Origin of the sequence: Azonexus sp., from assembly GCF_036170495.1 — a bacterium.
Lineage (GTDB): Bacteria > Pseudomonadota > Gammaproteobacteria > Burkholderiales > Rhodocyclaceae > Azonexus.
This window is the reverse complement of record NZ_JAVHPH010000308.1, coordinates 1-13,254: the sequence shown is the minus strand read 5'-3', so window position 1 is coordinate 13,254 and position 13,254 is coordinate 1. Positions and strand designations below refer to the sequence as shown.

The following is a 13,254-nucleotide window of genomic DNA, read 5'->3' as shown; positions in this document are numbered from 1 at the left end:
AGCCGACCGAATACACCCCGCTGTGGCTGATGCGCCAGGCTGGTCGTTATCTCCCCGAATATTGCGAAACCCGCAAACGAGCCGGCAACTTCCTGAACCTGTGCAAGTCTCCGGCCTTGGCCTGCGAAGTGACATTGCAGCCGCTCGCCCGCTACAACCTTGATGCCGCCATCCTGTTTTCGGACATCCTGACGGTGCCCGACGCCATGGGCCTCGGCCTCTACTTCGCCGAAGGCGAGGGCCCCAAGTTCGAGCGTCCGCTGCGCGAAGAATGGGCGATTAACAATCTGACGGCGCCCGATCCCTACGAACATCTCGGCTACGTGATGGATGCCGTCTCCGAAATTCGCCGCGCCCTGGACAACTCGGTGCCGCTCATCGGTTTCTCCGGTAGCCCTTACACGCTGGCCTGCTACATGGTCGAAGGCGAAAGTTCGAGCGATTTCCGCAACATCAAGGGCATGCTCTACAGCCGTCCCGACCTGCTGCACCGCATCCTGTCGGTGACCACCGATTCGGTGATCGCCTACCTGAACGCCCAGATCGACTGCGGTGCACAGGCGGTAATGATTTTCGACACCTGGGGGGGCTCGCTATCCAACGCGGCCTATGAAGCGTTTTCCTTGCAATACATGCGCCGCATTATTGCCGGCCTGAAAAAGGAAAAGGACGGTCAGCGCATTCCGAGCATCGTGTTCACCAAGAATGGTGGCTTGTGGGTCGAAAAGATTGCCGACATCGGTTGCGATGCCATTGGCCTCGACTGGACTATCGACATCGGCGAGGCGCGTCGTCGCGTTGGCGACAAGGTGGCTCTCCAAGGCAATCTCGATCCCAACGTGCTGTTTGCGTCACCGGAAGTCGTCGCGGCCGAAGCGAAAAAGGTGCTCGACAGTTTTGGCCCGGCCAACACTGGCCACGTTTTCAACCTGGGCCACGGTGTTTCCCAATACACCTCGCCGGATAGCATCACGGCGCTGGTCGAGACGGTGCGCTCATATAGCCGCGTATTACGTAAGTAATAGCCACAAGTGAGCGGCAAGGCTTGGCTTATACACAGATTTTTGCCGCTCGCCAAAAATAAACGCCCAAAAACCCTTGACTTAACATTGCTTATTTAACTTGCTGAATTTAAACGAATAGTAAGGTTGCCCAATATTTCTGCAGGGTGACCGAATCCTTACCAAGCCGTTGTCCTGCGTCAAAGTCGAAAAGAAATCCACAATGTTATCCACAGTGTTTGTGGACAACTCAAATAGTTTGGTTTTCGGGGCGGAATAAATCCGATTTTTTGGAGAAGTAACGGCTTTGGCCGGTAAATCCATGCCCGTTTTGCGCGTCGCCCTCGATTTGCCGTTACATCGCCTTTTCGATTATCGGGCTGAAACGGCGTCGACCGCGGATATCGGTTACCGGGTTCGCGTGCCATTCGGGCGTGGCGAGAAACTCGGCGTTATCGTCGATGTGGTCGGCGAAAGCGACTGGCCTACGGAGCAATTGAAGCCGTCGGGCGAACCTTTGCGTGACTTGCCGCCGCTGCCGGCAGATTTTTTTCGCCTCTGCGAATTTGCAAGTACTTACTATCAAGCAGCGTTCGGTGAAGTTGTACTTCAGGCATTGCCGGTCGGTCTCAAGCGCCTTGATCCGCCGGCCCGACGTAGCGGACGCGCCGTGCGCAAGCCTGAGCCGGTTCAGCCCCCGGCCCTAACCGACGAACAAGCCAAGGCCTTGGCTGCCATTGATCTCGCCGCTGGATTTTCCGTCCATCTGTTGCATGGCGTGACCGGCAGCGGCAAAACCGAGGTCTATCTGCGCTTGGTCGAGCAAGCCTTGGCGGCTGGACGGCAAGCTCTGTTGCTGGTCCCGGAAATCAACCTGACGCCGCAATTGGAGGGCCGGGTTCGCGCCCGTTTTCCCGAGGCCGGCGTTGTTTCCCTGCACAGTGAACTGGCTGAGGCGGCGCGTGAGCGCAACTGGCGGGCGGCTTTCGCCGGCGAGGCGAGCATCATTCTGGGTACGCGCCTTTCGATTTTCACCCCGTTGCCCCGGCTTGGCTTGATCGTCATTGATGAAGAGCATGACCCATCGTTCAAACAGCAGGACGGCATGCGCTATTCGGCGCGCGATGTCGGCGTATTTCGTGCGCACCAGCTTGGTATCCCCATTTTGCTCGGCTCGGCGACGCCGTCGCTGGAGTCGTGGGCGAACGCCCAGGGCGGGCGTTACGGCCTGCTGACCCTGAATCAGCGCGCCAATCCGGAAGCGACGCTGCCGGCGGTTCACATCATCAATACGCGCAAAATGGTTTTGAAGGAGGGGGTCAGCGAACCGCTGATTGCCGCCATCAAGGAACGTCTGGCGCGCCGCGAACAGAGTCTCGTCTTCCTCAACCGGCGTGGTTACGCGCCCGTCCTGGCGTGCCCGGCCTGCGGCTGGATTTCGCGGTGTACGCGCTGCGCGGCGAACATGGTCTTGCACCTCGCCGATCGCCGGTTGCGCTGCCATCACTGCGGCTGCGAAAACCGCGTCCCGAAAGCCTGCCCGACTTGCGGCAATCAGGATATTCATCCTTTCGGGCGGGGCACGCAACGTCTTGAGGTCTGGTTGCAGGAACAGTTTCCCGAGGCGCGCATCCTGCGCGTCGACCGTGATTCGGTGAAAAGTCGTAAGCAGTGGGAGGCGATGCTCGAACTGATCCATGGCGGTCAGGCCGACATTCTGGTTGGCACCCAGATGCTGGCCAAGGGCCACGATTTTCCCAAGCTGACGCTGGTCGGTGCTTTGGGGGCCGACGCCGCCCTGTACGCTGCCGACTGGCGGGCGCCGGAGCGCCTGTTCGCCCAACTGATGCAGGTCGCCGGGCGGGCCGGGCGGGCTGAACTGAAGGGTGAAGTGCTGATTCAGACCGAATATCCGGATCATCCCTTGTTTGCTGCGCTGGCCGCTCACGATTACCCGGGATTTGCCGCCCAGCAACTCAAGGAGCGCGAGCAGGCCGGCTTCCCGCCCTATGCCTTCCAGGCCGTGCTGCGTGCCGAGGCGCCGGAAATGGCTGACGCCATCGCCTTCCTCAATGTGGCCGCGGCCTTGCCACTGATCGGCGAGCACGAGAACGTCATGATCTATGACCCGGTGCCGATGAAACTGGCCCGGCTGGCCAATCTGGAACGCGGCCAGTTGCTCGCCGAGTCCTATTCGCGCCCGGCCTTGCAGAATTTCCTGCCGCGCTGGCGGGAGACTATCGAAGGCATCAAGGCGCCATCGAAACTGCGCTGGCACATCGAGGTTGATCCGCTCGAGTTTTGAGTTTCCGGCTGGGCTGTTGACGTTTTTGACGGGCTCAAGCAGCGGCGGGGTGGGGCGCTCTCCACTGCCACGGTCAACGCGGAATTTTGGCTAAAAACCAAATTTGACGATTTGCTCGGGCTGAGTCGGGTGGCCGGGCTTTACCAGTTAGAGGCGAGGGGGGCGGCCATCGGCCGCCGGCCGACCTCGTCGGCTCAGCCTTGCCGGCCGGGTCTGAGCATCCAGAGCAGGGCCAGAAACTGGCCACCCAGAAGCGTGAAGAAGGCGCCGCGAAAAGCCGCATCGCCAGCCCAGCCGTTCGCCTGCAGGGCGTCGACGAGTATCCCGATACCCCATTGCAGGCCGAAGGCGCCGGCGAATACCAGCAGGTTGAGAGCGGTGTTGGCCCGCCCCGAGAGGGCTGACGGGAAGGCCTGGGCGACCAGCGAATAGGAGACATTGGAGAGCGAAAAACAGGCGCCGAGGATGGGCCACAGCAAGTTGCCGGCGAAGCTCGGCAGGCAGCTGATCAGGGCGAGCAGGCTGATGGCGACCAGCATGGAGGCGCGATAGATGGTGTCGAGCTTGATGCCGCGGTGGACCAGACGTGTGGCGAAGAAGCCCATGAACAGGAAGCCGCCGAGCATGGCGCCGCTCATCCAGGTCAGGCGGGCGGCAATCGCCGCCCCATCGAGGCCTTCCATCACCGTCATCCAGCGCGCCACCCACAGGCCTTGCACGGCCATGAAGCCGCCGGTAAACCAGAAACCCATCGGGGCGTAGCGCCAGAAATGCGTGCTGGAGAATATCTGCCTGACGCCGGCCAGTTGCTCGGCCAGGCCGCTGCCGCCAGCCTCGCCCGGCTTGTCGGGGGCGACGAAGAGGATGGTGGTGGCGACGGCCAGGGTTGCTACCGAGAGCGCAAAGATGATCGCCTGCCAGGTGGCGAAGCCGAGCGCCAGTTCCAGTGGCTTCGACGCGGCCAGCGCACCGAGACCGCCTGAGGCCATCACCCAGCCGGTCAGCGAGGCCTGCCGTTCGGGCGGAAACCACTGGGCGAAGGCCTTGAACGAGGCCATCAGGCAGGCCGATACGCCGAGGCCGATCAGGGCGCGGCCGATGGCCAGGCCGCCGAGGGCATCGGACCAGGCGAAAACGGCGGCGCCGGCGGCGGCGATGAGCAGCAGTCCAGCCTCGACGCGACGCGGACCGAAGCGGTCGAGGAGCATGCCGAGCGGCAGTTGGGCGGCGCCGAAGGCGAGAAAATAGGTGCTGGTCAGCAGGCCGAGCGCGTTGTCGCCGAGATTCAGCTCGCGGGCGAGAACCGGCCCGATGACCGCATTGGCTGTGCGGTACAGGTAGGACAGAAAATAGCCGGCGGCAAAAGGCAGAAACAGCCTGATCCACAGGCGGCGAGCGTCGGATGGTTTCATTTTTTATCGGGTTTCAGGTGGAACGCCACCGGGATGGGCGACATTTTTTCTGGGTTTTTTCGGAGCCATTCGACACGCGAAACGATCTTTTGTTGCCAGTTTTTGGCAATGCCGGGACTGCTGGCGAGTTTTTCCAGATCGCCGAGGGCGGGGCGGTGGGCCTGCCAGCACTGCATCGCTTCGGCCAGCGTGAAGCTGCCCGTGGCCGCCTGGACCAGTTCGAGCGTATCGCCGGGGATCACCCGGCCGGGTGTGATAACCCGCCAGTACCAGCCGGTCAGGCCCTGCTCGGCGATGAAGGCGGCCATGCCGTCGCAGGCGAAGCGTTCATCGATTTTCCAGCACGGGTTGCGCGGCTGGCATACCTGCAGTTCGGCGCTGCCGAGACGCCAGATGTCGCCGATGCGGACATCGCTTTCGGCGAGCTCGGCCGTCGAGATGTTTTCGCCGAGGCTGCCGATGACGAGTTGTGGCGCCACTTCCGGGAAGCGTTCGGCCAGCTTGCCGTAATGGCGCGCCGGGTAGAGGTGGACGGCCTTTTCCGGGCCGCCGTGCACGCGCCGGTCGGCCTGTTGGTCGCCGATGAAGCCCTCGCGGCCGAGTTCGAGCGGGCCGGTAGCCGGCTGCTTGTACATGCCGGTCGGGCGAGCCGACTCAGGGAGTGGGCGGATGCCGCCGATGAAGAGGGAAACGTGGGCCATGGTCGCCGGATTTTGCCATCAATCCCACAACCATGCTGCGCCACGTACCCCCGAGGAATCCCCGTGCTTCGGCGGCAGAAACTTTGTGTTAAAAACGTCCGAAAAAACGTGTCGACCGCAGCATTCCGGCAAATTGCGGTAAAGCCGCTGCATGTTCGACAGTCCGCCGCCGATGACGATGACCTGCGGGTCGAGGAGGTTGATGACGCCGGCCAAGGCGCGGCCGAGACGGTCCTCGTAGCGGCGCAGCGAGGCTTCGCAGGCGGCGTCACCGCCGGCCGCAAGGCGGTCGATTTCGCTGGCCGTCAGGGTTTGTCCGGTATGGCGATGATGGTCGGCGGCCAGTGCCGGGCCGGACAGATAGGCTTCGGTGCAGCCGCTGCGGCCGCAGTAGCAGGGCGGCAAGGGCAGGTCTTCGCCGCTCGGCAGGGGCAGCGGATTGTGGCCCCATTCGCCGGCGATGGCATTGGCGCCGGTCAGTAGCTGACGGTTGATGACGATGCCGCCGCCGACGCCGGTCCCGAGAATGATGCCGAAAACGATCCCGGCATCCTGCCCGCTACCGTCCACCGCTTCGGATAGCGCGAAGCAGTTGGCGTCGTTGGCCAGGCGGATTTCACGCTGGAGCAGGGCTTGCAGGTCGCGTCTCAGCGGCTGGCCGATCAGGCAGGTGGAATTGGCGTTCTTGATCAGGCCGGTGGCCAGCGATTCGGCGCCAGGGATGCCGATGCCGAGGCTACCTCTTTGGCCGAGGCTGTTTTCGGCATTTTCGACGAGGCCGGCAATCGCCATCAGCGTCGCCAGGTAGTCGCCTTGCGGCGTAGCAACACGCTGGCGGAGCAACTGATGGCCATCGTCGGCCAAGGCGATGATCTCGGTCTTGGTCCCCCCGAGGTCGACGCCCAGGCGCATCAGACGCGAACGGCGACGCCCTTGACGTTGCCGTAGGTGGTGGTCAGCGTACGCAGGACGCTGGCCCCGGCTTCGAGGAGGAGCATGAACAGGTTGCGTTCGGAGTACAGGCAGACCTGTTCATGGATTCCATATTTTTCGGCGAGCACCGGCGAAAGTTGGGCAAAACGCTGATCAACGCTCGATTCCCTGGCGGTGTAACCTTCGCTCAGTTCAGAGTGCAGGCCGAGGACAGAGATGTAGAGCTTGCCGCCGATTTTGAGCTTGAGGAGCAGCTTTCGGACGATGCGGCGGGCTTCTTCGTAGGGCATGGCGCACAGGCCGCGGCGCAGGACGATGATGTCGAACGGCTCGCCTTGGGCTTCGTCGGGGAATTCCGGCAAGATACACGGCGTAAACCGGATTTCGTCGCGCAGGGCGGCGGCGAGGATTCGGCCTTCGACTTCCTGCTGCACACCCGGGCGGTCGGCAACGACCACCTGGGCACCGAGGTGGGCGAACTTGATCGACATCTCGCAGCGCTTGTCAGGGAGGACCAGCACCGACACGCGTTGATCGAAACGGTGACGCTTGAGACATTCTTCCAGTGCATAGCGCTCAAGCTCGTCACCTGCTGTCTCTAGCGGATTGGCGTTAATATTTGTGGTCATGCTCGTTGCCTCCCTCCGGCTCATTGTGCCCAAGGCGGGGCAGCGTGACAACCGGGAATCCATGCAGGGAAAGGAAATCAATGTTAGTTCGCTTTTATTCCAGTGAAACCGGGGAGCTGCTGATGTTCGCCGAGGCGGCCCGGCCGCTGTTGCAGGCGCTCGGCAAGGCGACGACGGCGCGGGGAACCTTTACCCTGGCCGAGATGACGCCGGCCGCGCAGACTTTGCGCGACGCGGTGAAACGGGCCGAGGCGCCGCCGCCACCACCGGATGAGGACGAGCGCGATGAAACGGGAAAAAAGAAGGAGCCGGTGGTGGCGATGAGCCAGCGCGCCTGGCCGTTGATCGACATGCTGGAGCGGACCAGCCAGGGGGGGCCAAAAGCGAACATCGTCTGGGAAGCTTCGGCCGATTTCTGAAGGCGTGCTCAGTCGGCTGATTCGATACCGAAGCCGATGGCGATTCCCTCGAGAACGGTGCGCAGCGCTTGTTCGAAGCGAGCGAACACGGTATCTGACGGCATTTGGCCGGCGTGTATTTCGTGTTCGAGGTCTTTGGCGGCGTCTTGAAGATCCAGGGCCCCGATCGTTCCAGCCAGCCCCTTGGCGCTGTGGGCATGGCGTTCGGCGCTGACGAAGTCGCCATTGGCCAGGGTGGCGCGAATGACCTGCGGTGCATCGATCAGGCGGGCGTGAAAGTCGCGCAGGATTTTTTCATAGAGCGACGGCTTGTTGAGCATGCGATTGAGGCCGTCGGCCTTGTCGATGCCGGGCAGGTCGGGCAGTCCGTCACCGGCTGTCATGGTTTGCTTTCGGGTGACGGCAGGTGGCTTCCGGCGCGTTCATTTCGGGTATCCAGGCTTCCTCGCGATGAGGCCTTGATGTTACCGTCATTGGCGCCCGGCTTCAATGTGCGGCGCCAATGGCGTGGCTTAAGGGGAGCTAAAAAAGCTCGATGTCGTCGTTCTTCTCTTTCATTTCCGCCATGAACTTGTCGACGGCTTCGTGCACCGGCATGCCGCGCATGACGGCGTCGAACATGGCGATTTCGTCGCGCGTCGTGTATTTGGTGCGGATTTTGTCCTGCAGGGAGACCCATTCGCTGGGGTTGTAGAGGCGTCGCCCGTCGGCCACCAGATCGCTGAGATCGCCCAGGCTGATGCCGACGTGCGCCAGCCGCTGGACCAGCTTGTCGTAGAACTGGAAGGCGATGATGGCCTGATGAACCATGCCCGAAACGTGGTCGGAGATGCCGCTCAGATTCTGCTTGGCGACGCCGACTTCGCCCTGGTCGGGCAGGGTGTGCACGGTGTCGGAAATCATCCGCATGTAGCTGGCCATGCTGGTGAAGGAATTGGTCAGCACGTCGACCGAAGCGTTGCTGTCCTTCATGGCGGTTTCGATCTGCACGGCAGAGAGTTCGAGCATCAGCACGGTTTCGCGAACCTGACTCCAGTTGAGGTCAGGCATATGGGCGCTGGTGCCGCGCGGATGGATGGTCTCTTTGCTCATTTTTTTGCTCCCTGGCTGGCCGGAAACTATAGCGCAAAATTCGCCGGGCGTTCCATGCTCACGGCGGCTTTCCGGGCTGGATTGGCGACTTGGCGCGATAATTAGCAGATGACTTTGAAGAATACTTTCATTTTTGCCCTGTTTTTCCGGTTGACCGTGGTAATCGCCGCGCCGCCGCTGGTGGCCATCGATGTCGGGCATGGTGGCGTCGATGGCGGGGCGACGAGCGCGCGCGGCCGTCCGGAATTCGCCTTCAATCGGGAATTCGCCGGGGTTCTCGCCGGTGTCCTGCGCGAGCGAGGTCAGGCGGTGCGCGAAATCAATTTTGCCGGCGACATCGGCAGCCTGATCGCGCGGCCCGAGCAGGCGGCGGGCAGCGATTTTTTCGTCTCGATCCACCATGATTCGATCGGTGAATCATGGCTGAAACCGTGGGTCTGGGAGGGCGCCGAGCAGACCTACACCGAGGTCAAGCGCGGCTACGGAATCTTTGTTTCAGCGCAGAATCCGGATCCGGAAACCAGCTTGCGCTGTGCCTCGAGCATGGGCGCCATGATGCGCCGGGCCGGTTTCGTTCCGTCGACCTGGCACGGGCGAAAGCATCTGGCGGCCGACGCCGAAAACGGGGTCTGGTATTACGACAACCTCGTCGTGCTCTACCGGACGACCCTGCCCGCCGTGCTATTCGAAGCCGGCGTCATCAAGCATCGCGACGAGGAACTGGAGCTGGCCGATCCTGAGCGCCAGGCCAGGATGGCCGATGCCGTGGCGACAGGTATCGCGGCCTGCCTGTTCGTTACAGGAAAATCGGCTCGGGAGTGAGGTCGACGGCGAATTTGGCCTTCACGTCAGCCTGCACCGCGGCCATCGTGCGCTTGACGTCGTCGCCCGTCGCCCCACCGTGATTGACCAGGACCAGCGCCTGCTTTTCGTACATGCCGACCGGGCCGAGATTCTTGCCCTTCCAGCCAGCCTGCTCGATGAGCCAGCCCGCCGCCAGTTTGACCCGCCCATCGGGCTGCGCATAGCGCGGCAGGGCTGGGTAATCGGCCACCAGCGCCGCGGCTTGGGCTGCCTCGACGACCGGATTGTGGAAAAAACTGCCGGTGTTCGGGATGACCGCCGGGTCCGGCAACTTGCGCTGGCGCACGGCGATGATCGCGTTGGCGATATCCTGCGGCGTTGGCGTCGCGATTTTTTGCGCCGCTAATTCCTGATTCACGTCGGCGTAACGCAGGTTGGGCATCCATGCTTTCGAGAGTCGGAAAATCACCGAGGTGATCGCCATCCGCCCACTCAAATGCCAGCCTTCCTGCTTGAAAACGCTGTCGCGGTAGCCGAAACGGCAGTTGCCACGGTCAACCGGAAAAAATGCCTGTTTTTCAAAGTCCCAGGCCATCAGTGAATGGAAACATTCGCCGACTTCCAGCCCGTAGGCCCCGATATTCTGAATCGGCGCGGCGCCGACCGTGCCGGGAATCAGGCTCAGGTTTTCGAGACCCGGCCAACCCTGCTGCAAGGTCCATTGCACGAAGCCATGCCAGTTTTCGCCGGCCCCGGCTTCGATGTAGAAAGCCTCGCTATCTTCCTTTATCAGCCGCCTGCCGGGAATGGCCATGTGCAGGACAAGGCCGTCGAAATCGCCGGTCAGCACGAGGTTGCTGCCCCCGCCGAGGATGAAGCGGGTTTGGCCGGCCAGCTCGGGGGCGGCCAGTTGACCGGGGGCGACGATTTTTTGGTAGGCGGCTGCCTTGCCGGGCAGGGCCAGCGTGTTGAAGGGGGTCAGGTCGACATTGTGGGCGGAATTCATAGGCCGAATTTTCGTCGATTTCGGGCCATGTTTGGCGTTTGCCTGGCGGCTTGACCCGGACATGATCGGGAGCGTAAAACAGGATCAACAGACGGCGGCCGATTTTCGGCCCGCCTGGACAGACCATGGCGATCAAACATGAAGCCTCCTGACCGGCATCTCTGGCAACGATTCTGGGCCATCGCCTCGCCTTACTGGCGTCAGGACGAAAAGCTCAGGGCTTGGGGATTGCTCACCCTGCTCGTTCTCTTGCTCCTTGGCCAAACCCGTTTTGCCGTGCTGTTCAACGAGCAGACCGGGGAATTCACCTCGGCGCTGGCGGCGCGCGACGAGGAGCGTTTCTGGACGTCGATCAAGTTTTGTCTCGGCCTGCTGATCGCCGCCGTACCGATCTACGCCCTCTATTATTTTGTCCGGGACACCCTCGGTATCCACTGGCGGCGCTGGCTGACCCACCGTTTTCTCGACAGTTATTTCAGCCACCGCCATTTCTACGAACTGAATGCCAACGCCGGCATCGACAATCCCGATCAGCGCGTCGCCGAAGACATCAATACCTTCACCCAGCGCTCGCTCTATTTCCTGCTCATTTTCATCGGCTCGGTGCTGCAACTGGTCGCCTTCAGCACTGTGCTGTGGTCGATTTCGCGGGAACTGGTCTATTTCCTGATCTTCTATGCCACGGCCGGTACCTTGATCACCATTTTTGTCTTCGGCAACCGGCTGATGAATATCAATTTTCACCAGCTACGCCGCGAGGCGGATTTTCGTTTTAGTCTGGTGCGCATCCGCGAGAACGCCGAATCGATCGCCCTGTACCGTGGCGAGGCGCAGGAGCTGCAACAGGTCAGGCAGCGTTTCGCCGCCGCTTTCAAGAACTTCAAGCGCCTGATCCGTGCCCAGCTTGGGCTCAATTTCTTCCAGCACGCCTACGGCCTGGCGACCATTGTTCTGCCCAGCGCCATCATCGCCTCCCGGGTGCTCTCCGGCGAGCTCGAAGTCGGCCGGGCGATCCAGGCCGCTGGCGCCTTTGCCGCCGTGCTCGCCGCCTTCTCGCTGATTGTCGAGAATTTCGAAAGCCTGAGCCGCTTTGCTGCCGGCGTCGACCGGCTCGATGCCCTGGCTCGTTTCCTTCCCGGCCATCCGGCCGGGCATGTCGGCAATGCGAGCACCATCCTGTCGGTCGATGCCCCGCACCTGACCCTTGATAACGTTACCCTGCAGACGCCGAACTACGAACGAACCTTGGTCCAGAATTTATCCATCGACATCCGTCCCGGTCAAAACCTGATGATTGTCGGCCCGAGCGGCAGCGGCAAAAGCTCCCTGCTGCGCGCCATTGCCGGCCTTTGGTACGCCGGCAGCGGCACCATTTTCCGGCCGCAGCCCAACGACATCCTGTTCCTGCCCCAGCAGCCCTACATGCTGCTCGGCACCCTGCGCAGCCAGTTGCTCTACCCGCACAAGGGACGCTCGTTTCCCGATGCCCAGCTGTTGAAAGTGCTGGAAAAGGTGAACCTGCCCGACCTGGCCAATCGCTTTGGTGGGCTGGATAGCGAGATGGACTGGCAGAAAGTGCTCTCGGTCGGTGAACAGCAGCGCCTGGCCTTTGCCCGCATCCTGCTCAGCAAACCCCGTTTCGCCATTCTCGACGAAGCGACCAGCGCCCTCGACAGCGCCAACGAGACGGCGCTTTACCAGCAGTTGCAGCAGATGAAAACGACGCTGATCAGCGTCGCCCACCGCCCGGCCATCCTCCCGTACCACCAGCAGGTGCTGGAGCTCGTCGGCGATAGCCGCTGGCAGTCCTGTGCTGCCGAGGGGTATTGCTTCAAAGCGGACGACGCCAAGCACTAGGCGTCGCCCGTTCTGGAGTTACAACAACGGCGCCAGCCAGTATTCGGCGTCCTTGATCGACATGTTCTTGCGCTTGGCCCAATCCTCCAGCTGATCGCGGCCGATCTTCGGAATGGCGAAGTAAGCCGCGCCCGGATGGCCGATGTAGAAGCCGGATACCGCCGCCGCCGGCGTCATGGCACAGGATTCGGTGAGTTCCATGCCGGCGTTGGCCGGGGCGTCGAGCAGGGCGAACAGCTCGCGCTTGGCGGTGTGGTCCGGGCAGGCCGGATAGCCGGGGGCGGGGCGGATACCTTTGTATTGCTCGTTGATCAGCTCGTTGTTGGTGAGCGATTCATCGTTGGCATAGCCCCAGTATTGGGTGCGGATTTGCAGATGCAGCCATTCGGCGGCGGCTTCGGCCAGGCGGTCGGCCAGCGACTTGAGCATGATCGCCGAGTAGTCGTCGTTGGCCGCCTCGAAGGCGGCGACGCGTTCTTCGATGCGATGGCCGGCGGTGACGGCAAAGGCGCCGACGTAGTCGCGTTCGCCGACAAAATCGGCGAGCGCCAGGTTGAAGCGGCCCTTTGGTTGTTTATGCTGCTGCCGCAGCCCGACCCAGCGGGTCAGTTCGCGCGTCCGTTCTTCGTCGGCGTAGATGATGATGTCTTCGTTTTCACCGCTTGCCGGGTAGAGGCCGAAGACGACTCGGGCCGACAGCCAGTTTTCACTGACAATTTTGGCCAGCATTTTCTTGGCGTCGTCGAACAGCTGGCGGGCGGTTTCGCCGACCACTTCGTTTTCCAGAATGGCCGGGTAGCGACCGGCCAGATCCCAACTCTGGAAGAACGGCGTCCAGTCGATGAGCAGCGCCAGGTCGGCCAGACTCGGGTTGAGTGTTTGCAGCCCGAGCTGTTTCGGGATGGTCGGCGAGAACGGCTCGTTCCACGTGAAACGGTTGGCGCGGGCTTCTTCCAGCGTGACCATGGTGGCGCCCTTGCGGCCGGCGTGTTCGGCGCGCACGGTGGCGTATTCGGCAACGATCTCGGCCATGTAGCCGTCGCGCTGATCGACCGAGAGCAGCTTGGTGGCGACGCCGACGGCGCGCGAGGCATC

13 protein-coding genes are annotated in these 13,254 nt (G+C 62.2%); 5 read left to right on the top strand and 8 right to left on the bottom strand.

Annotated features, from left to right (window positions below):
• On the top strand, positions 1–1,022 hold a 1,022-nt coding region (hemE, locus tag ADADOO_RS11405), incomplete at its 5' end, for a uroporphyrinogen decarboxylase (protein WP_511277632.1).
• Between the two features lie 301 nt (positions 1,023–1,323).
• A complete protein-coding gene (locus ADADOO_RS11400; protein WP_511277631.1) occupies positions 1,324–3,306 on the top strand; it encodes a primosomal protein N' in 1,983 nt (660 codons plus the stop codon).
• Between the two features lie 194 nt (positions 3,307–3,500).
• Here ADADOO_RS11400 and ADADOO_RS11395 read toward each other — a convergent pair whose 3' ends face one another.
• From ADADOO_RS11395 to ADADOO_RS11380, 4 genes are read right to left on the bottom strand one after another with little or no spacing between them, the layout of a single operon-like run.
• Positions 3,501–4,718 (bottom strand): MFS transporter, encoded by a 1,218-nt coding sequence (locus ADADOO_RS11395; protein WP_511277630.1) that lies wholly within the window; start codon positions 4,716–4,718, stop codon positions 3,501–3,503.
• On the bottom strand, positions 4,715–5,419 hold the full coding sequence (locus ADADOO_RS11390; protein ID WP_511277629.1) for an MOSC domain-containing protein: 705 nt from the start codon (positions 5,417–5,419) through the stop codon (positions 4,715–4,717). The genes ADADOO_RS11395 and ADADOO_RS11390 overlap by 4 nt, the downstream gene beginning before the upstream one ends.
• Before the next feature lie 18 nt (positions 5,420–5,437).
• Positions 5,438–6,331 (bottom strand): ROK family protein, encoded by an 894-nt coding sequence (locus ADADOO_RS11385; RefSeq protein ID WP_511277628.1) that lies wholly within the window; start codon positions 6,329–6,331, stop codon positions 5,438–5,440.
• Positions 6,331–6,981: a class I SAM-dependent methyltransferase gene (locus tag ADADOO_RS11380; protein ID WP_511277627.1), complete on the bottom strand. Its 651-nt coding sequence runs from the start codon at positions 6,979–6,981 to the stop codon at positions 6,331–6,333. The genes ADADOO_RS11385 and ADADOO_RS11380 overlap by 1 nt, the downstream gene beginning before the upstream one ends.
• A gap of 80 nt (positions 6,982–7,061) precedes the next feature.
• On the opposite strand from ADADOO_RS11380, the gene ADADOO_RS11375 reads away from it, so the two are divergent.
• The gene (locus tag ADADOO_RS11375; protein ID WP_511277626.1) at positions 7,062–7,400 is read left to right on the top strand and encodes a DUF1840 family protein; all 339 of its coding nucleotides are present in this window, start codon (positions 7,062–7,064) and stop codon (positions 7,398–7,400) included.
• 8 nt (positions 7,401–7,408) lie between these two features.
• Here the strand turns inward: ADADOO_RS11375 and ADADOO_RS11370 are convergent, their stop codons facing one another.
• Both ADADOO_RS11370 and ADADOO_RS11365 read right to left on the bottom strand, forming a co-directional pair.
• Positions 7,409–7,783, bottom strand: a complete 375-nt coding sequence (locus ADADOO_RS11370; protein WP_511277625.1) for an Hpt domain-containing protein — start codon at positions 7,781–7,783, stop codon at positions 7,409–7,411.
• A 139-nt stretch (positions 7,784–7,922) separates the two neighbouring features.
• Positions 7,923–8,492: a hypothetical protein gene (locus tag ADADOO_RS11365; protein ID WP_511277624.1), complete on the bottom strand. Its 570-nt coding sequence runs from the start codon at positions 8,490–8,492 to the stop codon at positions 7,923–7,925.
• A 108-nt stretch (positions 8,493–8,600) separates the two neighbouring features.
• Between ADADOO_RS11365 and ADADOO_RS11360 the strand changes: the two genes are divergently transcribed.
• A complete protein-coding gene (locus ADADOO_RS11360; protein ID WP_511277623.1) occupies positions 8,601–9,314 on the top strand; it encodes an N-acetylmuramoyl-L-alanine amidase family protein in 714 nt (237 codons plus the stop codon).
• On the opposite strand, the gene murB is transcribed toward ADADOO_RS11360, so the two are convergent.
• Positions 9,289–10,302: a UDP-N-acetylmuramate dehydrogenase gene (gene murB / locus ADADOO_RS11355; protein WP_511277622.1), complete on the bottom strand. Its 1,014-nt coding sequence runs from the start codon at positions 10,300–10,302 to the stop codon at positions 9,289–9,291. The two genes, ADADOO_RS11360 and murB, sit on opposite strands and share 26 nt — an antisense overlap.
• Positions 10,303–10,440: 138 nt before the next feature.
• On the opposite strand from murB, the gene ADADOO_RS11350 reads away from it, so the two are divergent.
• A complete protein-coding gene (locus tag ADADOO_RS11350; protein ID WP_511277621.1) occupies positions 10,441–12,159 on the top strand; it encodes an ABC transporter ATP-binding protein/permease in 1,719 nt (572 codons plus the stop codon).
• 18 nt (positions 12,160–12,177) lie between these two features.
• Here ADADOO_RS11350 and ADADOO_RS11345 read toward each other — a convergent pair.
• Positions 12,178–13,254, bottom strand: a 1,077-nt coding sequence (locus tag ADADOO_RS11345; protein WP_511277620.1) for a vitamin B12 dependent-methionine synthase activation domain-containing protein, incomplete at its 5' end; no start/stop codon positions are given.